The organism is Thermococcus sp. 101 C5, from assembly GCF_009372125.1.
Classification (GTDB): Archaea; Methanobacteriota_B; Thermococci; order Thermococcales; family Thermococcaceae; genus Thermococcus_A; species Thermococcus_A bergensis.
In genome coordinates, this window is record NZ_WHIZ01000015.1 from 1 (window position 1) to 24328 (window position 24328).

The 24328-nt window shown below is 43.4% G+C and carries 25 protein-coding genes; 11 read left to right on the forward strand and 14 right to left on the reverse strand.

From position 1 onward, the window contains the following. Positions 1-41: 41 nt before the first annotated feature. Positions 42-650 carry an IS607 family transposase gene (locus GBV73_RS03530; RefSeq protein ID WP_152879336.1) on the reverse strand — a complete coding sequence of 203 codons (609 nt, stop codon included), beginning with the start codon at positions 648-650 and terminating at the stop codon, positions 42-44. 195 nt (positions 651-845) lie between these two features. On the opposite strand from GBV73_RS03530, the gene GBV73_RS03535 reads away from it, so the two are divergent. The 4 genes from GBV73_RS03535 (at position 846) to GBV73_RS03550 (ending at position 4906) form a co-directional block, all read left to right on the forward strand. Further along, positions 846-1187 (forward strand): hypothetical protein, encoded by a 342-nt coding sequence (locus GBV73_RS03535; protein WP_042698275.1) that lies wholly within the window; start codon positions 846-848, stop codon positions 1185-1187. Positions 1188-1233: 46 nt separating this feature from the next. Then, entirely contained in the window at positions 1234-1482 is a 249-nt protein-coding gene (locus GBV73_RS03540; protein WP_152879338.1) for a hypothetical protein, read from the forward strand. Between the two features lie 469 nt (positions 1483-1951). Next, complete coding sequence (locus GBV73_RS03545) at positions 1952-3346, forward strand: NAD(P)/FAD-dependent oxidoreductase (protein WP_042698269.1); 1395 nt, start codon at positions 1952-1954, stop codon at positions 3344-3346. A gap of 117 nt (positions 3347-3463) precedes the next feature. After that, positions 3464-4906 (forward strand): NAD(P)H-hydrate dehydratase, encoded by a 1443-nt coding sequence (locus GBV73_RS03550; RefSeq protein ID WP_152879342.1) that lies wholly within the window; start codon positions 3464-3466, stop codon positions 4904-4906. Here the strand turns inward: GBV73_RS03550 and GBV73_RS11295 are convergent. From GBV73_RS11295 to GBV73_RS03565, 4 genes are read right to left on the reverse strand one after another with little or no spacing between them, the layout of a single operon-like run. Further along, positions 4903-5193, reverse strand: coding sequence for a hypothetical protein (locus GBV73_RS11295; RefSeq protein WP_253910290.1), 291 nt, complete (start codon positions 5191-5193; stop codon positions 4903-4905). The genes GBV73_RS03550 and GBV73_RS11295 overlap by 4 nt on opposite strands. Beyond that, the gene (locus tag GBV73_RS11300; RefSeq protein ID WP_253910291.1) at positions 5175-5462 is read right to left on the reverse strand and encodes a transcriptional regulator; all 288 of its coding nucleotides are present in this window, start codon (positions 5460-5462) and stop codon (positions 5175-5177) included. Before GBV73_RS11300 ends, GBV73_RS11295 begins: the two co-directional genes overlap by 19 nt. Positions 5463-5475: 13 nt before the next feature. Continuing rightward, on the reverse strand, positions 5476-5781 hold the full coding sequence (locus GBV73_RS03560) for a DUF211 domain-containing protein (RefSeq protein ID WP_042698262.1): 306 nt from the start codon (positions 5779-5781) through the stop codon (positions 5476-5478). Positions 5782-5805: 24 nt separating this feature from the next. After that, a complete protein-coding gene (locus GBV73_RS03565) occupies positions 5806-6387 on the reverse strand; it encodes a winged helix-turn-helix domain-containing protein (RefSeq protein WP_042698260.1) in 582 nt (193 codons plus the stop codon). Between the two features lie 138 nt (positions 6388-6525). Between GBV73_RS03565 and GBV73_RS03570 the strand changes: the two genes are divergently transcribed. The 3 genes from GBV73_RS03570 to GBV73_RS03580 all read left to right on the forward strand — a co-directional run bounded on the left by GBV73_RS03570 (position 6526) and on the right by GBV73_RS03580 (position 9952). Next, a complete protein-coding gene (locus GBV73_RS03570; RefSeq protein ID WP_152879344.1) occupies positions 6526-7911 on the forward strand; it encodes an acetate--CoA ligase family protein in 1386 nt (461 codons plus the stop codon). Between the two features lie 127 nt (positions 7912-8038). Continuing rightward, entirely contained in the window at positions 8039-9190 is a 1152-nt protein-coding gene (locus GBV73_RS03575) for a tryptophan--tRNA ligase (RefSeq protein ID WP_152879346.1), read from the forward strand. An 84-nt stretch (positions 9191-9274) separates the two neighbouring features. After that, positions 9275-9952 (forward strand): fumarylacetoacetate hydrolase family protein, encoded by a 678-nt coding sequence (locus tag GBV73_RS03580; protein WP_152879348.1) that lies wholly within the window; start codon positions 9275-9277, stop codon positions 9950-9952. Positions 9953-9971: 19 nt separating this feature from the next. On the opposite strand, the gene GBV73_RS03585 is transcribed toward GBV73_RS03580, so the two are convergent. From GBV73_RS03585 to GBV73_RS03625, 9 genes are all read right to left on the reverse strand, one after another. After that, a complete protein-coding gene (locus tag GBV73_RS03585; protein WP_172967196.1) occupies positions 9972-10574 on the reverse strand; it encodes a phosphate uptake regulator PhoU in 603 nt (200 codons plus the stop codon). Beyond that, positions 10571-11332, reverse strand: a complete 762-nt coding sequence (locus GBV73_RS03590; protein ID WP_087036258.1) for a phosphate ABC transporter ATP-binding protein — start codon at positions 11330-11332, stop codon at positions 10571-10573. Before GBV73_RS03590 ends, GBV73_RS03585 begins: the two co-directional genes overlap by 4 nt. Continuing rightward, the gene (pstA, locus tag GBV73_RS03595; protein ID WP_152879350.1) at positions 11329-12162 is read right to left on the reverse strand and encodes a phosphate ABC transporter permease PstA; all 834 of its coding nucleotides are present in this window, start codon (positions 12160-12162) and stop codon (positions 11329-11331) included. The genes GBV73_RS03590 and pstA overlap by 4 nt, the downstream gene beginning before the upstream one ends. Further along, complete coding sequence (pstC, locus tag GBV73_RS03600; protein WP_152879352.1) at positions 12149-13066, reverse strand: phosphate ABC transporter permease subunit PstC; 918 nt, start codon at positions 13064-13066, stop codon at positions 12149-12151. The genes pstA and pstC overlap by 14 nt, the downstream gene beginning before the upstream one ends. Positions 13067-13070: 4 nt before the next feature. Further along, on the reverse strand, positions 13071-13844 hold the full coding sequence (locus tag GBV73_RS03605; protein ID WP_152879354.1) for a sugar phosphate isomerase/epimerase family protein: 774 nt from the start codon (positions 13842-13844) through the stop codon (positions 13071-13073). 26 nt (positions 13845-13870) lie between these two features. Next, on the reverse strand, positions 13871-15007 hold the full coding sequence (gene pstS, locus GBV73_RS03610) for a phosphate ABC transporter substrate-binding protein PstS (protein WP_152879356.1): 1137 nt from the start codon (positions 15005-15007) through the stop codon (positions 13871-13873). A 102-nt stretch (positions 15008-15109) separates the two neighbouring features. Beyond that, on the reverse strand, positions 15110-16198 hold the full coding sequence (trm14, locus tag GBV73_RS03615; RefSeq protein ID WP_152879358.1) for a tRNA (guanine(6)-N2)-methyltransferase: 1089 nt from the start codon (positions 16196-16198) through the stop codon (positions 15110-15112). 6 nt (positions 16199-16204) lie between these two features. Then, the gene (locus GBV73_RS03620) at positions 16205-17278 is read right to left on the reverse strand and encodes a GTPase (RefSeq protein ID WP_152879360.1); all 1074 of its coding nucleotides are present in this window, start codon (positions 17276-17278) and stop codon (positions 16205-16207) included. Continuing rightward, positions 17235-17567 (reverse strand): TIGR04076 family protein, encoded by a 333-nt coding sequence (locus tag GBV73_RS03625; RefSeq protein ID WP_048874688.1) that lies wholly within the window; start codon positions 17565-17567, stop codon positions 17235-17237. Before GBV73_RS03625 ends, GBV73_RS03620 begins: the two co-directional genes overlap by 44 nt. Before the next feature lie 96 nt (positions 17568-17663). Here GBV73_RS03625 and GBV73_RS03630 point away from each other — a divergent pair, with 96 nt between their 5' ends. The 4 genes from GBV73_RS03630 to GBV73_RS03645 are packed head-to-tail and all read left to right on the forward strand — an operon-like array spanning position 17664 to position 24322. Beyond that, complete coding sequence (locus GBV73_RS03630) at positions 17664-19067, forward strand: DUF515 domain-containing protein (protein ID WP_371717000.1); 1404 nt, start codon at positions 17664-17666, stop codon at positions 19065-19067. Between the two features lie 5 nt (positions 19068-19072). Continuing rightward, a complete protein-coding gene (locus GBV73_RS03635) occupies positions 19073-19969 on the forward strand; it encodes a hypothetical protein (RefSeq protein WP_152879362.1) in 897 nt (298 codons plus the stop codon). Further along, entirely contained in the window at positions 19911-23249 is a 3339-nt protein-coding gene (locus GBV73_RS03640; RefSeq protein ID WP_152879364.1) for an ATPase, T2SS/T4P/T4SS family, read from the forward strand. The genes GBV73_RS03635 and GBV73_RS03640 overlap by 59 nt, the downstream gene beginning before the upstream one ends. A gap of 11 nt (positions 23250-23260) precedes the next feature. After that, positions 23261-24322 (forward strand): type II secretion system F family protein, encoded by a 1062-nt coding sequence (locus tag GBV73_RS03645; protein WP_152879367.1) that lies wholly within the window; start codon positions 23261-23263, stop codon positions 24320-24322. Positions 24323-24328 lie beyond the last annotated feature (6 nt).

Consider the following 24328-nt stretch of genomic DNA (forward strand, 5'->3'; position numbering starts at 1 on the left):
ACCCTTCAGGTTCTGTTTTGAGTTTGAATTTTGCCGTGAGTTTAATCGTCTCTGAGGGCATTCTTTACCGCCTCGACAAGGCGTTTTTTCTTGTGAGAACGCATTCCATAAAGCTTTCCAGCAAAAGAGGTTACGATGGCTAACAAGTCCTCAACAAGTTCCTTTTCCGGTGTCTTCTCTTCATCATCAAAGATTACTTCAATCTCAACCCCGTGTGAGTTGAAATACTGCTCAAGGTATTTGAATCCAAAGCGGGTGAGCCTGTCCTTGTAAGTTATCACGACTTTTGTTATTTCCCCGCTTTCAATGAGTTTGAAGAGCTGTTTTAACCCCTTCCTGTTCTCGTTCAGTCCTGAGGAAATGTCTGTGATGATTTTTGCAACTTGGTAGCCTTTTGATGCGCAGTAGTTTTTGAGGTATTCGACCTGTCTTTCAAGGTCTTCTTTCTGGTCTCTGCTTGATACTCTGGCGTAAATTACAACCTTGTCGGGGGTTTTGCCTTCGAGGAGTCTTTTAATCTCGCTTTCTGGAATTCTGTATTCTTTTCCGACCCTGTATGCTTTAATCTCGCCGGCTTTGATTTTTCTGAGGAGTGTCGGCTTGCTAATGCCAAGGAGCTGTGCCGCTTTCCCTGTCCGATAAAGCTTCATACTGCACACCCCTATTACAAACAATGACACAAAATATATAAACTTTACGATTTTAACCATTTAGAAAACAGCCCCTGGAATGTGGGGATACAAATGGATCAAGTATTTGATTAAGATAGAGGTTGTGGATTACAACTTCTTGGGAACTTACGAGAGCGAAGGCTATCCGGATGATGCATATATTGGTGAAAAGCCATGAGGCCATTTAGGATTGTGGAACTTACAGCGGTTCCGCTTTTTGTTTTCTCTTTTATTCTTATTATCACGGGATATGGGATTGTAAGCCCTAAGGTGATCTCAATCTTTACTTTTGGCTTGGTCTCATACCAGAATGCTCCAACGCTCCATTCATACCGGCTTATAAGATATGGCTTCTCTGTTTTGCTCCTTGTCCACTCCTATGCTGGTTTTGAGGTTTTTGGACTTAAGAAAATAAGAAATCGAAGGTTGAGGCTCTTCTTAAGCTATTTGCTTTTGTTTATTGTTATCTATGTAGTGTGGGTAGCAACAATAACAGAACTTGGGGAAATTTTTTAGAGTAATTTTTTTGTTTTTTAGTACTCACCATTTCTTGGTGGTCTGAATGTCCTCGGGGGTTACAAGGGAACTGATTTTCGGTGTTATGTTGGTTATTGTTATTGGCTTTGCCATAATTGGGTATGGGATATTGCAGCTTCTTCCCCACCCAGTAGCAACTCATGCAGTGCCACCAACAGAAAAATTCAGGAATCTCTTGGTTATTTACCTCGTTTCAGTTTTGTTTATTATAATAATGGAGCTATTGAGTTCTTCTCGACCTAAAGATGAAAAATTTCAAAAGAAGCCCCAGTAATTTATGAATTGGGTTGATGATTTTGTTATTTATCTCTTGGGATTTTTTGTTCTTTCCCCTTTCCTCTCTTTCTGCAGGGAAAGATAGTCTTTTATGATGTCCGTTACAAATTTTTAGTGGTGGTGCTCATGCGCATTGAGGACGGGGTGCTAGCAACAAGAAAAGCCAGTTTAAGCATGCAGAGATGAGTTCTTGAAAAATCCCTTTATCTTTTGAGGATTTATGCAGTTTTCTCAAATTCTGTACTATTTAGCCGAGAGGATGGTCGAAACTTCCACCCCCGTAAACGAGGATGGACTTCTTCGAGTTCAAGAACTTCCTTAGCTTCTTTCCAATGCTCCTCACACAATCCCTCGAATGAGAAGGATCGCTTTTTATCAGTAATTAGACTTTTCCAAGATTCTTTTTCCTCTGTTCACTCAGCACAAGAGTTAAATACTTACAAAGCCTAAAATTCTGGGTGTTTAGAATGTACGATGTTGCTATTGTTGGAGCTGGCTTTACTGGTCTGCTTGCAGGCTCTCTCCTTGCAAAGGAGGGGTACCGTGTAGCGGTTTTCGAAAGGAACAACTTCGTTGGTGGAAGGGCCGCCACAAGAACCCCAAAGGAATGGGGGTGGGCGGAGAGGGAGGATTACCGTGTTGACTTTGGGCACCACGTCTTTGCCACCAACAGCTATCTCGAGTTCATCCTCGACAGGCTGGGTGCGAAGAGGCACTTCAAGTTTGTACCCCTCAACATGCCTTACTTCTACAAAAACGGCGGGCTCTACCAGCCCCCGGTTGGGTTTTTGGAACAACTCAGAGCCTATCCATGGATACCTCTAAGGTCAAAGCTCAGGCTCAGGAAGTTCCTCTCCTACGTAGAGAAGGTTAGCTTTGGGGAGGTTATGGAAAAATGGGCCTACAGGCCGCTGGAGGAGCTTTATGATGAGTTTGGATTCGATGAGAACGCAAGGGAGCTCTTCACGGACGGCTTTGTTGCGGGCTACCAGACGATAATAGACACCGAAAGGAACTCCGCAGGGGATCTTATACTCTGCATGAAGGCCTACCTCAGGGGGATTAAACGCTATAAGACTCCCCTCTTTTCCGCGGAGGGAGGAGTGGGGGCGATAGCGGAGGCCCTTAGGAAAACGATAGAGGAAAACGGCGGAGAGGTGCACCTCGGGACAAACGTGACCGAGATAATCGTTGAAAATGGAGAAGCTAAGGGACTAAAGATCGGTAAAAAGACCATTGAATCGAGAAAGGTTCTCTTCGCGGCACCCGCCTACTACCTCCTTCACCTGATAAAGGAGGAAAACCTTCCCGAAGAGTTCGCGGAGAGACTTAGGGAAGGAGAAAAAGAGGCCACAAAGCTCTTCCTAATCATAGGAGGAGCAAAAAGACCCCTTACAAAAAAACCCGTGGGGACGTGGATAATGGTGCCCCGTTCGGAGGTTAAGAACGTGGACTCCTACTATCTCATCTACGAAGTGAGTCCTGAACTCAAGCAGGCCCCCGAGGGGAATTACCCTCTAAGCATAGCGGTTCTGGCCGATGAAAAAACTAACAAGAAGGAGCTGGCGAAAAAGATGGTGGCTGATTTAGAGGCCCTCTTCCCCAACTTCGACTTTGAGAACGACTGGGACTGGAAGGCGGAGGTCATGTTCCCAATAGTGGACGGAATCGGGAGAACTATTGACTGGTACTGGGAGAGGAGACTTGGCCCGGAAACGCCAATAAAGAACCTCTACGTTGCTGGCGACTCAGCTCAAGAGCTTAGCTCCGGCGTGGATGGGTGTGCAAGTTCTGCCCTCTTTGCGATTGAGGCAATAATTGGGAGAAAGCTCTTGAACCTTGAGGAGTTCTATAGGCTCTGAAGATGGGCCTTCTTTCTAAATTTTCGGATGGGAAACGCACTTGCCTTTCTACTGTGAGGAACTCTCTGGAGAAAAAGTTAAAGTTATGGACTCCGAATTTCCATGGGGTGGTGGCTTATGAGAATCGAGGACGTTTACATCTGGGATATCAACGCGAAATGGCTCGGTATAACCCCTTACCAGCTCATGGAGAACGCTGGTGCTGGGGTTGCAAGGGTTATAGAGGAGAAGTTTGGTAAGGGCCTAAAAATAGCAGTCTTTTCTAGTACGGGTAACAATGGTGGCGATGGATTCGTAGCCGCTAGACACCTCAGCTTTGAGAACAATGTAACGCTTTTCTTGGTGGGAGATGAGGTAAAAATCGGGAGCGAGGAAGCGAGGCACAACTGGGAGATACTGAAGAAGCTCGATTTTGTCACAATAAAAGTCCTCAAAGACTCAAGTCAGATAAAACCCCTAAATCTCGATGAGTTCGATGTTATAGTCGATGCTCTGTTGGGAGCAGGGAGCAAAGGAGAACCTCGCGAGCCCATACGTTCTGCTGTGGAGAAAATAAACGAATACGCTGGAAAAGCCAAGATAGTGAGCGTTGACCTTCCGAGCGGCTATCCAAGCGATGTTCGCGTTAGGTGCGACTTTGCAGTAACTTTCCAGTGGGATAAAGAAGAGTATGCTGGCTTTGAAAGAGTTATAGCGAAGATTGGGTATCCAAAAGAGCTATATCACCTCATAGGGCCAGGAGATGCAAAGTTTGCTTTAAGAAAGAAGGGTGAGCACAAAGGGCAAAATGGAAAGCTTCTCATAATTGGGGGGAGCGAGGACTACTTTGGGGCTCCGTACTTGGCAGCGAAAGCGGCGAGCTACATAGTGGATTTGGTGTACCTAGCGATGCCCGAATACTCTGCTAGAAGAATAAATGACCCTGACGTAATTTTGCGTCCCTTCGAGGGTAAAAACTTTACAAAAGAAGACGTTGAGGATGTTTTGGCAATTGCCGATAATGTCGATGCAGTTGTTGTTGGCCCTGGAATTGGGGAAAGACCGGAGACAAAAGACTTTGTTGTCGAGTTCCTCCGCTGGTGTGAAAAGCCCATTGTTATAGATGCCGATGCTTTAAAGGCTATTGTCGATGATTTAGATGTTCTTAAAGGCAAAAAGTTTGTTTTGACGCCTCATGCCGGTGAATTCAGGATTTTATTTGGTGAAAAACCTGAGGGGAATCTTGAAGAGAAGGCGAAGCAGGTAATGGAGAAAGCCAGGGCAGTGAATGGCACTATCCTGCTCAAGGGAGCTTACGATATAATAAGTGACGGCAAAATCTGGAGGTACAACAAAACCGGAAACCGGGGTATGACGACAGGAGGAACTGGAGACGTGCTGGCTGGAATAGTTGGGGCATTGCTCGCATTGGGCAACACGCCGTTGAGAGCCGCAAGCGCTGGTGCTTTCTTGAACGGCCTAGCAGGGGATATGGTAAGAGAGGAGATGGGAGAAAACTTCACCGCTTTGGAGGTTGCTAAAAAAGTCCCATTCGCTATCAAGTGGGTTCTTGAATTTTAATCCTCCAATTTTAGGAGTTTCCTTAATTCTTTTGCCTCCCCTTGTAACTTGGGAGAAGTGAGCAATACTAAAAGATTCATTATGTGAATGAACTCTAAGGGGTTTAAATCAAAACCCTCCAGTCGCTTGATTAAATCTCTTGAAAGCCTCTCTATTGTTGTCAGGAATCTTTCAAGAACCTCTATGAAAGTCTTTTTATCGTCAATCTCAAATCCGGCATTCTTGAATAGATTATAGAGCGTTTCTGCCTCCTGGCGATGGATGGCCTTCATTGTTGGTGTTGCCACGTCCCATCTTGATAAGGTGCAATCAAAAATATCCTTGCACTTCTTCGATAGAGGGTTTCGTTTCCATCTCTCCCAACTTCTTCCACAAATCCCGCTTTTTCAAGAAGGTTTATGTGTCGATATATCGTTGAGGGGCTCTTTTTTAGCATAGCACTAAGTTCAGGAACAGACATGGGGCGTTCTCTAAGCAGATTGACTATCTCAAGCCTTGTTCTATCCCCCAATAGCTTAATTTTCTCGGGATCAGTAACAATCAGTACCTCTTTCATGAGTCCTCTGCTCTCAAAACTCTTCTAGCTTGTCTTGGGGGGTTTCGCTCTCCTCAATAATCTTCTTTCCTGCGGCAACCATATCAATGCTGTGCACAACTCCACCAAACTCTTCTATTGTCCTTACAATCTCTTCATAGTCCAGATTGTCCCCAACGATGGTTATCTTTACGTTTTCCGTTTCTTTGTCTATCTCCACGAGGGTAATATTAACTCCATCAACACCTTTCAGCTCACTTAATCCCAAAGCTAGCTCAGTAACCATAGGCTGGTGGGGTTTAAGCACATCCAGCACGAGAAGTCTAATTCCTCTTGCCATTTTCTATCCCGTTTCCCTTTGAATTTATTCCTTTTTAAGTGTTTCTCCGAGCTTTCTCAGGAGAGCTATTGCCTCTTCGTCCCTTCCAAGCTCTGCCATGGTGAGCCAGTCAATGGCGTGGATTATGTCCTCATCCGAGAATTCCTTAAGGGCGTCCTCTTTTTCCTCCATCTCTGCAGAGATTTTTGCTGTATAGGAATGTTCTTTCTCTAGGAGTCTGTCCATTATGTTCAAAAGCTCTTCCTCATCGAATTTATAGCCAAGGGCTTTGAAGATATCGAGCTTTGTCTTCAACCTTGACCTGGCTAGGTATCTGAGCTCGTCATCTCCGAGGTATAGATTTATGTAGAACGCGTCTGCAGTCCTTCCGTAGTATTTTTCCACCAAGTTCCCTTTCATTTCTGTTCTTTTTACCTCCACAAGGCCGGCTTCCTTTAGCTTCTCGATGTGGTGGTAGATTGTCTGCGGAGTTTTCCCGAGGATTTCGCTGAGCTGTGAAATGGTCATCTCCCTATTTCTAAGCAACTTCAATATCTGTCTTCTTGTATCCTCAAGCATTAGCTTTATCACTTCTGGGTCTGTGACTAGTTTAACCTTCTTTTTCATTGCCCTCACCAATTTTAACGTTTTAATAAGAATTTGAACGTTATAGAATATAACCTTTTCCCAAATCTGGAAAATTTTATAAATGTAAAATTCCCACATCAAACACCAGATATGGTCACTGTTGTGGGGGGAAAGGGCATGAATCTGGACTTCTTGTTCTATCCGAAAAGCGTTGCTGTTATTGGGGCATCAAACAAAGAGGGAAAAATTGGAAACGCTATAATGAAAAATCTCATAAACTTTGGTTTTAAGGGCAAGGTTTATCCGGTAAATGCTAGGGAAACCGAAGTCATGGGGCTTAAAGCGTATAAAAGCGTTTTAGAGATACCGGAAGAAGTTGATGTTGCAGTTATAGCGATTCCCGGGAAGTTTGTCCCTCAGGTGCTTGAGGAATGTGGTCAGAAAGGAGTAAAGGGGGCTGTTGTAATCTCTGCAGGCTTTAAAGAGGCTGGAAACGTAGAGCTTGAGGAGAAGCTCGTTGAAGTTGCGAGAAAATGGAACATAAGAGTCGTGGGACCCAACTGTTTGGGCATCACAAATATTGAAAACGGCTTCGACTGCACATTCAATCCACCGGAAAGGCAAGCAAGACCGGGATTTGGTGGAATAGCCTTTATGAGCCAGAGCGGTGCCTTTGGGGCTGCTATCCTCGACTGGGCTGCAAGACATGAAGTCGGTATGAGCAAATTCATAAGCCTCGGAAACATGGCAGACCTTGATGAGAGCGACTTCATGGAGTATTTGAAGGACGATGAGGCCACTAAGGTTATCACGGCATACCTTGAGGGAGTTAAAGATGGACGGAAGTTCTTTAGAGTTGCTAAAGAGACTACCAAAAAGAAGCCCGTAGTAATTCTTAAGAGCGGAAGGACTGAAGCTGGGGCTAAAGCTGCCGCCTCCCATACCGGCAGCTTGGCGGGCAGCTATGCCATTTATAAAGCCGCTTTTGAGCAGACAGGGGTTTTAGAAGCGAGAAGCATGAGACAGCTCTTTAACTATGCTAAGGTGCTGGCAATGCAGAAGCCAGCAGAAGGAGACAGGGTGGCAATAGTTACCAACGGTGGCGGAGCTGGAGTAATGATGAGCGATGGAATTCTTGAGGTAGGATTAAAAATGGCCGAGCTCAGTGAGGAGACCAAAGAGAAATTCGCCAGGGCGATAGAAGAAGGAAAGCTCCCGTACCACATGAGTTACAGGAATCCCATCGACATAATTGGAGACGCTCCCTCTAGCAGATATGAGATTGCTATGCGCTATGCTTTAGAGGATGAGAACGTTGATGTTTTGGTTGTTATAGCTCTCTTCCAGAGCCCGGCTTTAGATGAAGGCATCGTGGAAAAAGTGGGCGAAATGCAGAAGTACGGAAAGCCAATAGTTTTCATAGCTCCCGGTGGTGAATTCCCGGAGAGGATGGCGAGAAGAATAGAAAAGACAGGAGTACCGGTTTTTGAAACAGTCGAGGATGGGGTTGATGCGGTTTACGCTTTGGTCAAGTACGGGCGGTATCTTAGAGAGACGATTTAGGGTTGCCTTGGGGAAAACTTTATATTTTTATTTTCCACTTTTAGACCATGCACGGTGATTGCTTTTGGCTTTGGTGATGAAATCTGGATTCCTCTTTTGGTTAGTTTGATTTCTGGAGGTGTTCTGGATGGAATTTGAGGTAACTCCATGGGAAGTAAAGGGTGTAGTAGATTACGACAGGCTCATTACGGAGTTTGGAACGACGCCGCTCACCGAAGAGCTGCTTGAGAAGACCAAAGAGCTTACCAAAAGTGAGCTTCCGATATACTTTAGGAGGAGGTTTTTCTTCTCCCATAGAGACTATGACCTTGTACTCAAGGACTACGAAGAGGGTAGAGGCTTTTTCCTCTACACGGGGAGAGGCCCAAGTGGGCCGATGCACATCGGACACATAATCCCCTTCTTTGCAACAAAATGGCTTCAGGAGAATTTCGGAGTTAACCTGTACATTCAAATAACAGACGATGAGAAGTTCCTCTTCAAGCCCAATCTAACCTTTGAGGAGACTAAGAAGTGGGCGTATGAAAACATTCTCGACATCATAGCGGTGGGCTTTGATCCGGATAAGACGTTCATCTTTCAGGATAGTGAGTTCACCAAAATCTACGAGATGGCGATTCCAATAGCAAAGAAAGTCACCTATTCAATGGCAAAAGCCGTTTTTGGGTTTAACGACCAGAGCAAAATCGGAATGATATTCTACCCGGCAATCCAAGCTGCGCCTACTTTCTTTGAGAAAAAACGTTCCCTTATTCCTGCAGCTATAGACCAAGATCCCTACTGGAGAATACAGAGGGATTTTGCCGAGAGTTTGGGATATTACAAAGCAGCCGCCTTGCACTCAAAGTTCGTTCCAGGTTTGATGGGTCTTGGAGGTAAAATGAGCGCCTCAAAGCCAGAAACTGCTATTTACCTAACAGATGATCCTGAAGAAGCTGGTAGAAAAATATGGAAATACGCACTCACAGGAGGAAGAGCTACAGCAAAGGAGCAGAGGGAGCTTGGGGGAGAGCCGGATAAGTGTGTTGTGTTCAAATGGCTCGAAATATTCTTTGAACCTGATGATAAAGCTTTGATTGAGAGATATCACGCATGCAAGAATGGAGAACTCTTATGCGGCCAATGCAAGCGCTATCTCATAGAAAAGGTTCAAAACTTCTTGAGAGAGCACCAGAAGAAGAGGGAAGAGGCTAAAAAGCTTGTTGAGAAGTTCAAATATACTGGAGAATTGGCAAGGGAGCAGTGGGACAAAGCCATTCCGGAGCCTTTGAGGAGATAGCTCCCAATTCTTCAAATTTTTGGTTAGCGTCCTATATCCTCAGAGTTTATAAGCTCCAAAATTGTAATTTTACTTGGTGATCACATGATTCGTTTACCCTTTAGAGATGGCTTTTACGAGGTTAAGCCGAGCAAAATAATCTGTCTTGGAAGAAATTACGCTGAACATGCAAGGGAACTTGGGCACGAAGTTCCCGAAGAACCGGTAATCTTCTTGAAACCTCCTTCCGCACTTATAGGGCCCGGTCAAACGATAATCTTGCCGAGAAAGAGTAATCACGTTGATCACGAGGTAGAGCTTGCTGTGATAATTGGAAAGAGGGGTAAGAACATTCCAAGGGCGAAAGCCATGGACTACGTTCTTGGCTATACCATCTTAATGGATATAACCGCCCGAGATCTCCAGTGGGAAGCAAAGAAAAAAGGTCTTCCATGGACTGTGGCAAAGGGATTTGATACCTTTGCTCCCATAGGGCCGAGAATAGTTGATAAGAGGGAAATAAACGTTGACGACCTTGAAATTGGCCTCAAGGTTAACGGCGAAATAAGGCAGCTCTCAAGGACGAGCAAGATGATATTCAAGATAGATGAGATAATAGAGTACGTTTCAAGTATAATGACCCTTGAGAAAGGCGACATAATTGCAACTGGAACCCCTGAAGGCGTTGAACCTCTGAGACATGGCGATGTTGTTGAGGCGTGGATAGAGGGAATTGGAACTTTGAGGGAGGGGGTGCTTGCTGAGAGAAGTATTCTGTGTTAGTTAAAATAAAAAGAGTAAATTAAATCCTCTTTCCATTTTTTACATAGATAGTTGCCCCACCAATATATTTGGCGTGGTCACTTATTCTTTCTAGGTGCCTGATTATCAGAGCCTCAACTGCTTTGCAAAGATCTGGTTGTTCCTTTAGTGCCTTTATTGAGTCTATGTACATTCTGTCTATTTTTGTATCCATCTCTATGAGCTTTCCTACCAAGAGTTCATCTTTGGACAAAAACGCTTCCACGGCTGTTTTAATCATCTCATTAACGGTTTTGAGAGCATTCTTAACATCTCGGAACTCACAATTAGGATTTGTTATTTTTATTGTTCTCTCTATCTCCATTGCATATCTTGAAATTCTGTAAAGGTCGTAACTTACATCTATAGATGCCTGTATGTACCTAAGATCAGAAGCCACCGGTTGGTATCGTACGAGAAGCTCTGTGGCTATATCTATTATTTCTTCTCTCAAAATGTGTAACTTGCTTGATTTGTCTTCTATGTTGTCCCAGTCTCCATCTAAAATTTTCTCAATAGAATTGGCACATTCTATTGTTGTTTCTCCCATTTCTTGAAGAAGTTTTTCCATCTGTTTTAGCCCCAACTCTAAGAGCTTTCTCATCCCAACACCCCCGTAACATACTGCTCAGTTAGCTCATGCTCTGGGTTTTCAAACACCTTCCTTGTTGGTCCTACTTCTATCAATTCACCCAAATACAAGAACCCTACGTAATTACTAATTCTAGCAGCTTGAGCGGGTGAATGTGTAACTAAAACGATTGTATAATCTTTTCTGAGTTCAAAAAGCAGTTCTTCTATCTTTGATGTTCCCACCGGATCAATGTTGGCAGTAGGTTCATCCATTAAAAGTATTTTTGGTTTCATAGCTAATGCCCTTGCTATTACCAGTCTCTGCCTTTGTCCTCCAGAAAGGCTTGAAGGATAATCCTTTAGTCTGTCTTTTACTTCATCCCAAAGTGCGGCTTTCTTTAGAGCCCATTCCACTCTCTTATCCATCTCTTCTTTTGAGGATACAAGCCTATTTAGTTTCAACCCTATTGCAACGTTATCATATATAGTGAGGTGGGGAAATGGATTTGGATACTGAAATACCATACCAACCTGCTTTCTGACCTCTATAGGATCGACATCAGAGGAATAAATATTCTTCCCGAAGAGCTTCACTTCTCCCTCAATCCTAGCCTCTTCGTTAAGTTCTATAAGCCTGTTGAATGTTCTCAGCATAGTTGATTTTCCACATCCACTGGGACCCATTAGGGCAAAAACACCCTTCTCTGGAATTTGGAGATTTACTCCCTTTATCACATGGTTAGAGCCATAGTAGATATGAAGGTTAACCGTTTCTATAGCAAACCTCATAGTTTCACCTCCTTTAAGCTAAGTCTTATTGGGATGAATATTCCAAGGAAAACAATAAGCAGGATTAAAGAGGCTCCCCAGGCCATTTCATGATCTGCTGGACTTGGGCTCTGAACAAGCTGGTATATGAGGAGGGATATTGAGCCAATGGGCTTGGTTACTGAGGAGGGGTAACTCTCATAGAGGCCACCTGCAGTGAATAGTAATGGCGCAGTCTCTCCTGCGACTTTGGCAACACCTATTAGAACCCCTGTAAAAATTCCACGCTTTGCCATTGGTGCCAGAATCTTGAGGAGTACCTTGATTCTTGTAAGCCCGAGAGAGTACCCTGCTTCACGATAAGTGAAAGGAATCTCACGCATCGCTTCGTGAGTATAAATAGCAACATAGGGCATTAGAATTATTGCTAAGGCCAAGGCACCAGCAAATGCCGAGTAAGTTCCCATTGGTACGACAAGAACCTGCATAACGAAAACTCCAACTAATATCGTTGGAAACTCAATCATTATCTGGAGGAGCATCTTTGTCCATCTACCTATTGTGCTTCTTGGGAATTCATAGGCATAGAGGCCAACCAGAAAGGCTATTGGAAGTCCCAACAGGGAAGCGAGGAAGGTTAGTGCGAATGTTCCTATAATGGCTGGCCCAATCCCACCATTAGAAAATGTTCCAGTAAGGAAGTTTAGACCCCCCTTGATAATAACAGGTAATCCATTCCTAAAGACTGTAGCTATTATGTGAAAGAGAGGAAGTAGTGCGAGGAATGTGAGACTTCCTATTCCTATTAAGAAAAGCCTCTCTTTCTGTTTTCTCACTTCAAAGCTTGACATTCTCCTCCCACCTCCTTATGAATCTTAATCCGATAATGTTGATCCCGAGGCCTATGATGAAGAGGGCGAGTCCGGCTGCATAAAGAACTGGAGTCATATACTCATAGATGAATGCGTTTCCAAACTGGTTAGCTATTAAGGACGAAATTGTATATCCTGGTGCGAAGAGCTTCCAAGTTAGATTGAACGTATTGCCTATTACAAGAGAAACTGCTACCGTTTCTCCAATGGCCCTTCCAAAGGCGAGAATAAACCCAGAAAGAATGGCAGGCTTTATGTAGCCTATTAAAAGTTTTGTGGCTTCATATTTTGTTGCCCCAAGCGCATAAGCGGCTTCCCGGTAGGTATAAGGTATCATCTCATAAGCCTCTCTGATTATGGCAGATGCAAAAGGAGTAACCATGATGGCAAGAAGAATACCTGCTGAAAGATAGCTGTAGCCGGTAATTGGGGGATAAGAGAAGAGCGGTATAAATGAAAGATGATCATAAAGGAACTGCATAACATAATCTCTCAAAAGAGGAACCAACACAAAAGCTCCCCATATACCATAGATTATAGTTGGTAGTCCTGCCATAACGTCTGAGAGTATAATTATGACATTTTTCAATCGCTTTGGCGCATAGTCGACGACAAAAATTGAATATGATATTGAAAGAGGCAATGCTATTAACACAGCAATTAGCGATGTGTAAAAACTCCCCCATATGGCCGCAGCTATCCCATATGCTTCTCTTGAGGGCTCTTCAGCAGCATTCCAGATATTTTTGAGATAGACATCTATACCAAATCTGTGAAATGCAGGAACTGCGTTTGTGAAGTAAATAACAAGCATCCCTGCAAAAACAGCAAACACAACAAAAACTGCCACTATTGCAATTGCTTTGAATCCATCCATTCTCATTGGATCACCCCCTTATATTTTTCTTAACCTGCTGAGTTGCATTGATAACAGCCTCCATGCTGGAGAACTGCTTAATTTCAAGAATTAGGTATTTTGGGCGTGTACTTTTAATAAACTTCTCAACATAATTCCATCCAATCATTCCCTCTCCCGGGAGTAGGTGTTCATCAAAGTTGCCGTGGTTGTCATGAACGTGAAGCTCTTCTACGTATGGAGACAGTAAAATAAACTCATCGAGAGGAAGGCCCCACTTTATTGCTGTGAGAAAGGCATGGCCTATATCTAAACACATCGAGACATTGTTCCCCATAAGAGAAAGCAGTTCATGTGGAAATGTTCCAATGCTTACATCGGTAAGGTTTTCAATAAGCAACCTAACGTCGTAATCCTCCGCCATGCTTGCTATTTCCATTATCTGTTTCCGCGTATTAATAAACGCCCGGTGGTAGCTTTCTTTTATGTTACCTCCATGTAAAACAACAATTTTTGCATTAAGTCTGTTGGCTACTTTGAAGACATTCTTCATTGTTATAATATTCATTCTACTGTAGCGTCCTAAGTCAATATTAATGTTCTTTCCATCTGCTGTGGGTGCATGGAGGGTGAATTCTACGTCAAGACCAGATAACTTCTTTAAAATTTCCCAATTGATGCCTTTTTTGGTTAATACTGGTGTGTCATCGAAGTTAAGCTCTAAGACTTCGACTTTGAGCTCGTCAATGGGAAATCCTTTTCCACTTATCTCCTGCACAATGTATGTGTTTACTCCCACTCTCATTGATATCACCAAAAAAGGAAAAGGAATCAGCCGGTTTGGATCATCTCAACTGCCTTTAAGCCGATCTGAGCAACTTCCGGTGGAAGGCCTACATAACCTGGGGCAATGTTCTCGGGCTTTTGGCCTTCAGTAAGAACCCATCTCAAAAAGTCTTTTATTGCTTCAGCTTCTTCCTTGGTGTAGTGCTTTCCACCTTTGTTCTGCCAGACGAGAGCGTGAGTAAATGCTATTATTGGGTAGGCATTCTCTCCAGGAGCATTCATGAGCTGAGCAGGGTCTTCTTTGTATCCCTCCGTAGGATCGGGGATAAAAGACTTAACTGCTGCAACTGCTGCTTTTATGGTTTCATCGGTTGGTTTTACGAAGTTTCCAGCTTTGTTTTTAAGTGCTACAACTTTAAGGTTCTCTTCTATAGCGAAGGAGAGCTCAGTATAAGCTATGCTATATTCCGTGCTCTTTAGGGCTTGAACAACTCCAGGATTACCTTTTCCACCAATTCCCCTTCCGAGCTTATCAACTGGCCAGTCAACAGTCTTTCCAGCTCCAACTTTCTCGGCCCATTCCTTACTTACGAGGGTTAGGTAGGTAGTGAACACGGCGGTGGTCCCACTTGAATCACTTCTATGAATGACGATTATCTTCTTGTTGGGGAGCTGTACGTTGGGGTTCAGGGACTTTATTGCTGGATCATCCCAGTACTCTATTTCGCCCATGAATATCTTTGCAAGGGTTTCACCATCGAGTTTAAGTTCATCAACACCGGGCACGTTATAAGCAATCACAACTGCCCCCACTATCCATGGGAATTGCAAGGGTTGATCGCCAGTTTCAAGAAACTTCTTCCAAGTTGATTCCTTAACCGGCGGATCAGTTCTTCCAATATGGGTTATACCCTTAAGGAAAGCATCTTGTCCGTGACCGCTTCCGCCACCTTCATATTCGATCTTTACATTGGGGTTAGTCTTCATATAAGCTTCAATCCACTTCTGAACTTGATATTGGGGAAATGTTGCCCCAGTTGTGCGTATTGTCACAAGGCTTTTTTCAGGGTTGGAGTTGCTTTGAGTTGGGGTTTGATCCTGCTCATTTGAGCTTATACATCCGCTGGCGAATAAAGAAACTGCTATTACTAAAACCAAGAGAGTTGCTAATGTTCCTTTCATTTGCTTCACCCGTTAATGGGAGAAGCCTTAGATAATATAAAGATTGTCGCAATAAAATATAGTATTGTCTAAAAACTATATAGATATATAAACTACTGAGATCTATTTAATAACATATAGGTGAACTATCAAGCCGCCGTGCCCAACTAAACGGTGATGGATAATTGTAAATCCATTTTCTTCAAATGCCTTCTCTATCGCCTTTTTTTCGGTTGTTATGAAAACCCCCCTCTTTTCAAGGACTTTTGAGAGCTCACTAAAAAACTTCATATAAAGCTCTGGTATCATGCTCTTTCTTCCTATCTTCAGCCCGTAGGGGAGGTTGCTTATGGCAAAATCAACACTTTCGATGTATTGAGAGAGCTTCGTGGCATCTCCATGAATAAACTCAATCTTATCAAGCACTCCAGCCGCTAAAGCGTTCATTTTTGCACCGTTTAAATGCTTTTTATACTTCTCAATACCGGTGATTCTTCCCTTGTACTCTCTCAAAGCGAGCTCGATTAAGATTGTCCCGCTTCCACACATCGGGTCTACAACACTTCCGCCATCAAGCTCTGCAAGCTCTATCATCGCGTTTGCTATACTTGCCTTTAGATGGGCCGGATGGTCGTAAACGCGCCAAGGCCTTTTGTGGAGTGAGCTATCGCCGGTAGTGTCTACCCCGAGGAAGAAGACATCGTCAATGACCTCTGCTCTGAAAATCACTGAAGGATGATCGAGGTTCACCCTCGGCATTCCAAACTGTGAAAGTTTATCGTAGATGGCACTTCCAACAGTTTTTGCTATATCAATGCTTGTAAACTCGTGCTCTCCCTTTCTAAAACTCCTAACTGCAAAGCTTTCACTTACCTTTACATATTTTTCAATAGGGGAGTTGAACACAAAATCATAAATCTCTTGGAGGGCATTTTCTTTTTCTAAGCTGGTTAGTCTTGTTGAAGATATGTGGAGAATAACCCTGTGCAGAAGTCTGGAGTTTTCGTTCAAAAAGGAGGCTATTTCAAACTCCCTCTTCTTCCCTTTTTCATCAAAATAATATCCTTTCTCAATCTCTGCTGTTATTCTTCCCTCAACCCCAAAGGGCTTCTCTTTTGCTTTTCCCTTTAGTCCAGCCTTTTCAATGAGCATCTCAACTTCTCTTTTTGCTAAATCTTCAATTCCCTGTGAGGTTGTTAATATGAACTTCATTCCCCATCACTCCAGAATTGCTACTACGCCCTTCCACTTCCCCCCAAAGCACTCGCTTGCGATGACCTTTTTCTTTGTTATTTCCTCGAGGAATTTTATTGCAGAGTCGCACTTTTTAAATCCTGTTGCTATTCCCACTGTAAATCCCTCAATTTCTCTAAATCCGATCCTCTTCTTGTTATCAAGGGTTAGCTTTTCTCCATATTTCCAGAGTATTCTTCTGGGGTCTAAGAGGTGTTCCTTCTCGATTTCGTCGAGAATTTCTTCGAAATCCCGAATGAAAAACTCTTTTTTTTCTTCCTCTCTTCCAAAAAGGGTGAATCTTCCGGTTTGCCATTCCCTTAGGAAATAACGGGCGGCCTCTTCCAGATTAACTTTGCCTCCCTTCCCTAGAAGACCTTTCTTTCTGCCGATAGCTTCAAGAATTTGCTCTTCATTTTCAAACTCCTCTACCCCATACTTTTCGGTAATTGCTTCTTTTCTGGTTTCTAAAATTCTTTTTATAAGCTTTAATGCCGGTTTGACGGGATCTTCAATCTTATCCGCCGGAAAGCCTCCTCTAATAACGAGCTCGTCAAAATCATCTATCGGAACAACTCCCGGGGAATCAACTAACCATATCTTTTTTGAAAGCTTAATAAGTTGCTTTCCTTTTGTATATCCCGGTATTGGTGCCGTTCCAACAGCATGCTTACCTTTCAGCACGTTTATTATTGTGCTCTTCCCAACGTTGGGATAGCCTACTAGGACAACCTTCACTTTCTCTTTGCCTTCTTGGAAGAGTTCCTTTGCGAGCTTTTTGATCTCCTTCCTCAGCATTCCGGTTCCCTTTCTCTCCCTTGCGCTGATGAACACTATTGGGATGTCCTTATGTTTCCTCTTGTACTCTTCAGCCCACTCCTTTGGGACTAAATCGGCTTTATTCATCACTATGAGAAGCCTTTTTCCTTCTTCTTGGACAAGGCGTTCTACTTTTAGGTTTCTCGTCCCAATTGGGTCGCGAGCATCAACTACCTCTACTACAATGTCTCCCTCTTTAATCGCTTCTCTCACTACTCTCCATGCTTTCTTCTGCTTCATCTCTTACCACCGTTATTTCAAATATTACCGTTCCTCCATCCGTGTACGGGGGTCCGGGGTCGAGGCACTGCACATAGGCTTTTTCCCCTTTCCCAAGTCCTATCTCTGAAGCCTTAATTCCTTTTCGCAGTGCCACTATGTAGGGGAGGAAAGACGCAAATGCATGGGTGCAGATCGCATCGGTCTCTTTTAAGTTGACTTTTGGCCCTTCTATAACTACCTTATCCCCGACCTTGAATACCGGACACTTTCCTTTAATCTCTACAGCTTTTATTATTAGCCTTTCCACCATCCACCACCAAAAGGTAAATAAGGGATAAAGCCTAAAATATTTACTAGGACTCTTAGTTTAAGAGGAGTTAAATATTATCCGGTGGTGCTGACCGTGGCGGAGGATATTGAAGAAAAAATAAGGCGTTTGAGAGAATTGGGCAGAGTTTCTGTTGAGGAGAAAGAGGAGAAAGCAGCCCCTGCTGCTCCTGTCCCAAGAGCTTCCCCTCCCAGAAAGCCTTCAAGATTGGGAAGGCTTAGGGAAAGGGAGAGACGTAAAAGGATAATTATAGGTGCATCTATTATAGCTGTCATTCTCATTGCTGTTATCATAGGGGTGTACACAACCTATCAAAATCGTGCCGCAAAACAGCTTCAAGAAGCCAAACTTGCAAAGATTAAAGAGGTCAACAAGTATTTCACTGGTGAGCTTGAAAATGATACCATGAAGGTGCAATTAATAGAGCAAATTAACCAGGCAAAAAGTATAGAGGAACTCGAGAAGATAAACGTTAGGACAATAGCAGAGCAGAGAAAAGCTCAATTAGAGCAAGAGCGTCTTGAGAAGGAGCTTCAACAGGCAAAGAGCACAAAGTTATCACAAATAGAGCAATCTTTTGAACTTCTCCTTTCTCAGCCCCTCCCAGAAGATATAAAGAGCGAAGCTATTCAAACTCTAAACCAATTAAAGGAGAGAGTTAATTCCGCAAAAACAAAAGATGAAGTATCTTTAATTGACCCCAACCCGTACTTGCTCGAGCTATGGAGAAAATATTACTACTACCTCATAGATAACACACCTACACAAAAGGTTATCCTCAAGAAAGGAACAGAAAAAAGTGTATACACAAAAACAGAGGCAAAGTACATACTCAGCAAAGTTACAGATTTTACCGAACTTCTCCAGTACACAATAGAGAAAGCTGAAATGGTGCAAGTTGCTTTGGTCTTACCAAGGGAGAACGTTAATGGTGCCTTCCTTTCCTCAGGAGACAAGATAAAGATCTTTGCCCAAATAAACTCCACAGTTATTAGGAAGATAGCAGATGAAGGATATGTAAATATGGTTCTCTTCCTGACTGATTCCGGTGTAATTGCAATATCCGAGTCACAGCAGGAAACTAAGAATATACAAACAACTTCGGATACATCATATTCGGATAGCTACTCTGAGAACTATGCTCCAGGAGACCAATCAATCTCTTACGAGCAGAGTACAGAGGAAAGCCATTCCGTAAGCCAATCAAGCTCACAGACGGTAAGTGCATCTTACACTTACAATGTGAAGCTAAACGAGATATTAAAGGCCATTGCGGCCAACAAGATAGCTGCGGCAGATGAAGTTAAGGAGCAGCTCGCAAGGTACAAGTGGAGGGTCCTTGACCTTGAGCAAAGCACGGGGTTATTGGCTACAGAACCCACTGCTAAGGTCTTGGTGATAGTTGAAGTCCCAGCAGAATTCGTTGAAGACCTCCTTAAGTATAGAAACGCCCTCTATGTAACAAAGATTACTGGGTGATTGGGATGGTAAGGAGGATACTTTCGCTTTTTTTCCTTATTTTGCTAGTTTCGGGGTTAGTTAATGCGCAAGAAAGTGTTAACGCATCCGCCACGGTTGATTTAAACGTTACCTTGGTTAATGCTGGCCCATTTTACAAATTCGTTTTAATAAATCCTGATTACGAATACACTCTGGTTAGAAAAGGTGGAGAGATTGGGATTGTAAACAACATGGGGTTCTGGATTGCCCCGTATGAAACGCTTCAGGTGAATGTAAAGATTAACGAACCTTTATCCACAGGCACAATAAGCGGAGTGGAAGGTCCAAACATATTTTACAGCCCTATATATCCTCAGTTAATCCTCTATCCTCAGAAGTACTATGCGGTTGATACGTTCTTTATTTCGGATGGTTATGTGAAGGTGCTCAAGTACAGCGGAAGGGTTCAAGTAACGATAGAAAACCCATCACCCGAAAATTCAAAGTACATTGCCATAGGACTACCAGTACTCTTTGAAGGGGCTGAAATGAGCGACTTCACTCCAGAGTACACAATGAAATACAGTGAATACGTTGATACGATCCTTTCTCAATACGCTCAATACGTTAGGGAGTACATGCCTAGGTATTTGGACAGAACATCTGAAGAAAGCTCAGATGCTCTCTCAAAGCTTTCTTCTAGGATAGTTGTTTCCTCTGGAACTGGTTTACTTTCGGGAAGCAAAGAAGAGCCAGAGTTAGGGGAGATATCTAAAAAACCTGAGCTAAAATTTGATTATCCTGTCTGGATAGCATTTTTAGGTAATAAGCTCGAAATCACATATAACGTCAAATGGGAAAATCTCATGAGGGTGAGTGAATTTGGAGGAGAAAAAGAAAAAACGTTCAGGCTTATCATGGATAGAAGAGATCTTAAGTGAAGAAGCGGCTCCTTTAAAGGATATAATAAAAGAAGGACGAAGAGAAGAAGAAAAACCTAAGGCCAAGGAAGAAATATCCCCCATTGTGCCAGAAATTAAAACTCCTTCAAAACCTGTATTGACAGAGGATAGGGGTGGAACCAGCTTACAGGACATACTAAAGTCCACAAGGGGATCCCCAAGTGTTCCCATTCCCACTTATTCAGGGGAAGAGGCGGAAGTTCTTGATGTGTATGGAAATGTGAGAATCCTTAGAGTTAAGGGGGAGCCCATTCCAATCTATGAAATACGCCTTCCAAAATTAAGTGAAGAGGAAGAAAAGCTAGTAAAAATCGTCAGAGACAGGGCAATTGCAGAAATACAAATAGATCCCGAGAGCATTCCCGATCCGGAGGAGAGGAGAAGGATATTTGGAAGGGCTGTTAAAAACATAATGCGTGAACTTGCTCCGGCTATCTCCGAGGCAAGAATGGAAGTTCTTGTAAATCTGGTTGTCCAGAACATGATAGGTTACGGAAAACTCGATCCCCTTGTTAGGGACGATAACCTGGAAGAAGTTATGGTAATAGGAACGAGAAGACCAGTATACGTGTGGCACAGAAAGTTTTACATGTGCAAAACTAACATCTTTTTTGATGACGAGAGGGAGATATTAAACATTATTGAACGTATAGCAAGGCAGGTTGGAAGAAGAATTGATCAGCAAACCCCGCTCTTAGATGCTCGTTTGCCTGATGGAAGTAGAGTAAACGCGACTATTAGACCCGTTAGCTTAGATGGGCCTACGTTAACCATAAGAAAATTCAAAAAAGATCCCCTTACGATAATTGATCTCCTGAAGTACGGCACATTCAACTTGGAAGTTGCGTCTCTGCTTTGGATTTTTATTGATGGTCTTGGAGTGAAGCCCGCAAACGTCCTCGTTGCCGGAGGTACCGGTTCGGGTAAGACTACTACTCTTAACTCACTGGCAATGTTCATTCCCCCCAGTGAGCGTGTCATAAGTATTGAAGATACAGCAGAACTTCAACTACCAATTGAACACTGGGTAAGGCTTGAAACAAGGCCTCCAAACATAGAAGGAAAGGGAGAAATAACCATGGATGATCTCGTCAAGAACACTTTGAGAATGCGTCCGGACAGGATTATCGTCGGTGAGGTCAGAGGACCAGAGGCTAGAACGATGTTCACGGCAATGAACACGGGTCATAATGGTGCCCTTTATGACTTTTCCGTTATTCAGCTCTCTGACAGTAGGTTTGTCCTTATTGGGGATTTGGTGGAAGAGCTTTTCAAAAAATACTCAGACAGAATTGAGAGATACAAGGATCTTGAGTATATAGTCCTTGAGGAAAAGGATCGCTTCGAAGTTGTTAGTGTTGGAGCTGACCTTAAAGCGGGCAAGCACGTAGTTTCAAGAGTATGGAGGAGGAAAGTAAGGGAAGGAGAGAAGCTAATGCGCATACGAACAAGGACTGGTAATGAGGTTATTCTGACCAAGACCCATCCCTTCTTTGTGTTCTCTAACGGGGATGTCGTGAGAAAAGAAGCTGGAAAGATTAGTGTTGGAGATAGGGTTGCTGTAATGATGCGCCCACCCAAGCCGCCCCAGCGTAAAGCCCTTGTGGATCCAAACATTTACGTAGGAATAAGTGATTACTACCTTGTTCCTAATGGAAATGGAATGGTAAAGGTTCCAAACAATGGACTTCCGCCAGAAAATGCCGAATATCTGCTCTCTATTAACTCAAATCCTGTGAAATTGGTTAGGGAAGTGGACGGCGATCTTGCCTATATTGCTGGAGTACTCCTCGGCGACGGTTATATAGCTTCCAATGGCTACCACCTCTCAGCCACTTTTGATGATGAAGGATATAGGAATGCCTTTGTAAATGCTATCTCGAAGTTTCTGCCGGAGTATTCTCCGCAGACAAAGATCAGTGGAAAGTGTACTGTTGTAACAGTTGGTTCCAAAATCTTTGCTGAGATGCTCTTGAGGATATTCGGCATACCTAAGGGCAAGAAGTCTGAAGTCTGGGATGTTCCGGATGTTGTTCTTTCTCATGACGACCTTGTAAGGTACTTCATAGCTGGAGTGTTTGATGCTGATGGATATGTGGATGAGAGCGGACCTTCTATTATTCTAACAACAAAGAGTGAAAATGCGGCAAGAAAGATATGGTATGCACTTCAGAGACTTGGAATAATAAGCACGGTCTCCCGTGTGAAGAACAGAGGCTTCAAGAAGGGAGAAATTTTCAGAATAACTATAAGCGGGGTTGAGGATCTCAGGAAGTTCAAGAGCCTTATACCGCTCCATCATTCGAAGAAGGTTGCCAAACTTGAAGAGATTCTGAAGACTAAGAGGGCTTATCGTGGAAGGAGAACCTACCGCGTTCCAATCTCCGGGGAAATGATAAGACCCCTACGTTTGAGGCTGAACCTTACCGTGGCTGAGCTGTCAAAACTAGCCTCTCACTATGCAGGAGAAAAAGTTTCTGAGAGCCTTATCAGACATATAGAAAAAGGAAGGGCTAGGGAAATAAGGCGTTCTGCACTCAAGGGAATAGCCCTTGCTCTTCAGCAGGTGGCCAAAGACATCGGCGATGAAGAAGCTTGGGTAATGGGGAAGAGACTCCAACTGATAGCCGAAGGAGATGTCTATTGGGATGAAGTTGTAAGTGTTGAAGAAGTCGACCCGAGAGAGCTAGGTATTGAATACCTCTATGATCTCACAGTGGAAGATGATCACAATTATGTAGCCAATGGAATACTGGTGTCAAACTGTATGGGCACGATTCACTCTAACTCAGCCAGAGAAACAATCGTAAGGCTTGAGAGCCCGCCAATGAGTGTTCCAAGAATCATGATTCCTGCTTTGGATGTCATCATAATGCAGGTAAGGTTCAACAACAGAAAGAAAGGAACCATAAGAAGGATCACCGAGATAGCTGAGGTTTCCGGAATAGAAGGAGAAAGCGTTCAGCTGAACACTATCTATAAGTACAATCCAGCAAAGGATGAGCTTTACCACACGGGAGTGCCAAGTAGGGTCATGAACCAGCTTGCTGAGCATACAGGTTTAACAATGGATGAGCTCCTAGAGGAGAGAGTGAAGAGAGAAGTTGTCCTCCAGTGGATGGTAGAGAAGGGAATAAGAAGTATAGAAGAGGTTGGACACTACATTAGAGAATTCTACATTGATCATGAAGAGTTGCTGAGAAGAATAGAGAGGGATGCCTCAATTGAGCTAACTGAGAAAGTTAGAACAGTCATCTAGGGTGAGAAGACTTGGGGATAAAAGAGAAAATACTTAAATTCATTGAAAGGCTGGGTGAAAAAACTATAGAGGTTAGCGAACGCCCTATTTCAAGAATTCCTAAAACCCTAACGCTCCAAGAGAGACTTCAACTCCTGAAAAAACTTCAGGAAGAGGTCTCCCAAGAGAGGGAAGAACGGTTTGAGAAAGAGCTTGAAGAGATTGTTGAATGGAGAAAAAAAGAGCTGGGGAAATCTTTCACTCATAGATTCTCGGAATTCATGCTTAGGCACTTTAAGGGCCCGGTTGAGTCATTTACCAGGTCTATAAAGGGACTTGACTATGATCTCCTGAGGGCAAACATTAAAATGAGTAAAGAGCAGTTCGTTGCATTGATGCTGGGTGTTTCCATTTTCACTGCAATTTTTGCTTTTTTAATGGGCGTTCTCCTCCTCATGCCAGCTGACATCTCCCTGATGCTTGGGATACTTGGCTTTATTGGTGGATTCCTGTATATGAGAAACTACCCCAAAATAGTATGGCGGAGAAGGGTTGTAGAGGTAGAAAAAGCTCTTCCCTATGTTTTGAGACACATGGCATCGCTCTTAAGTGCCGGTGTTGGCATAGCTGAGGCAATGGTGTCAGTTGCCAATGCCGATTATGGTCCAATCTCTGAGGAATTTGAGCTTATGATAAGAGAGATGCATGGTGGCACGTCGTTTGAGGATGCACTGACCAGGTTTGAGGAAAAGATGTCCTCTGAAAGCGTTAGCAGAGTCGTGAAGCAGATCCTTAGGGCCACAAAATTCGGTGGAAACTTGGCGGATATTCTCTACAAACTTGCCGAAGACTTTTCCTTTGAATACCGGATGAAGCTCGTGGAATACATCCAAAAAGTAAACGGTGTCGCCTTTGTCTATATGTTCATAACCATAATAATGCCCACGTTATTCGTTGTGGCTATACTGGCTGCTTCTTTAATGAATAGGGGGCTAGCGATGCCTGTTGAGGGATTGGCAGTCATTCTGCTGTTTGGATTTCCGGCTATTTCAACACTAGTCGTATTTATGATAAAACGTAGTGAGCCGAGGTGATTAAAT

Coding starts and splice junctions, on each gene's coding strand:
- GBV73_RS03530 (WP_152879336.1), bottom strand. CDS start 650: ATGAAGCTTTATCGGACAGGGAAAGCGGCACAGCTCCTTGGCATTAGC.
- GBV73_RS03535 (WP_042698275.1), top strand. CDS start 846: ATGAGGCCATTTAGGATTGTGGAACTTACAGCGGTTCCGCTTTTTGTT.
- GBV73_RS03540 (WP_152879338.1), top strand. CDS start 1,234: ATGTCCTCGGGGGTTACAAGGGAACTGATTTTCGGTGTTATGTTGGTT.
- GBV73_RS03545 (WP_042698269.1), top strand. CDS start 1,952: ATGTACGATGTTGCTATTGTTGGAGCTGGCTTTACTGGTCTGCTTGCA.
- GBV73_RS03550 (WP_152879342.1), top strand. CDS start 3,464: ATGAGAATCGAGGACGTTTACATCTGGGATATCAACGCGAAATGGCTC.
- GBV73_RS11300 (WP_253910291.1), bottom strand. CDS start 5,462: ATGAAAGAGGTACTGATTGTTACTGATCCCGAGAAAATTAAGCTATTG.
- GBV73_RS03560 (WP_042698262.1), bottom strand. CDS start 5,781: ATGGCAAGAGGAATTAGACTTCTCGTGCTGGATGTGCTTAAACCCCAC.
- GBV73_RS03565 (WP_042698260.1), bottom strand. CDS start 6,387: ATGAAAAAGAAGGTTAAACTAGTCACAGACCCAGAAGTGATAAAGCTA.
- GBV73_RS03570 (WP_152879344.1), top strand. CDS start 6,526: ATGAATCTGGACTTCTTGTTCTATCCGAAAAGCGTTGCTGTTATTGGG.
- GBV73_RS03575 (WP_152879346.1), top strand. CDS start 8,039: ATGGAATTTGAGGTAACTCCATGGGAAGTAAAGGGTGTAGTAGATTAC.
- GBV73_RS03580 (WP_152879348.1), top strand. CDS start 9,275: ATGATTCGTTTACCCTTTAGAGATGGCTTTTACGAGGTTAAGCCGAGC.
- GBV73_RS03585 (WP_172967196.1), bottom strand. CDS start 10,574: ATGAGAAAGCTCTTAGAGTTGGGGCTAAAACAGATGGAAAAACTTCTT.
- GBV73_RS03590 (WP_087036258.1), bottom strand. CDS start 11,332: ATGAGGTTTGCTATAGAAACGGTTAACCTTCATATCTACTATGGCTCT.
- pstA (WP_152879350.1), bottom strand. CDS start 12,162: ATGTCAAGCTTTGAAGTGAGAAAACAGAAAGAGAGGCTTTTCTTAATA.
- pstC (WP_152879352.1), bottom strand. CDS start 13,066: ATGAGAATGGATGGATTCAAAGCAATTGCAATAGTGGCAGTTTTTGTT.
- GBV73_RS03605 (WP_152879354.1), bottom strand. CDS start 13,844: ATGAGAGTGGGAGTAAACACATACATTGTGCAGGAGATAAGTGGAAAA.
- pstS (WP_152879356.1), bottom strand. CDS start 15,007: ATGAAAGGAACATTAGCAACTCTCTTGGTTTTAGTAATAGCAGTTTCT.
- trm14 (WP_152879358.1), bottom strand. CDS start 16,198: ATGAAGTTCATATTAACAACCTCACAGGGAATTGAAGATTTAGCAAAA.
- GBV73_RS03620 (WP_152879360.1), bottom strand. CDS start 17,278: ATGAAGCAGAAGAAAGCATGGAGAGTAGTGAGAGAAGCGATTAAAGAG.
- GBV73_RS03635 (WP_152879362.1), top strand. CDS start 19,073: ATGGTAAGGAGGATACTTTCGCTTTTTTTCCTTATTTTGCTAGTTTCG.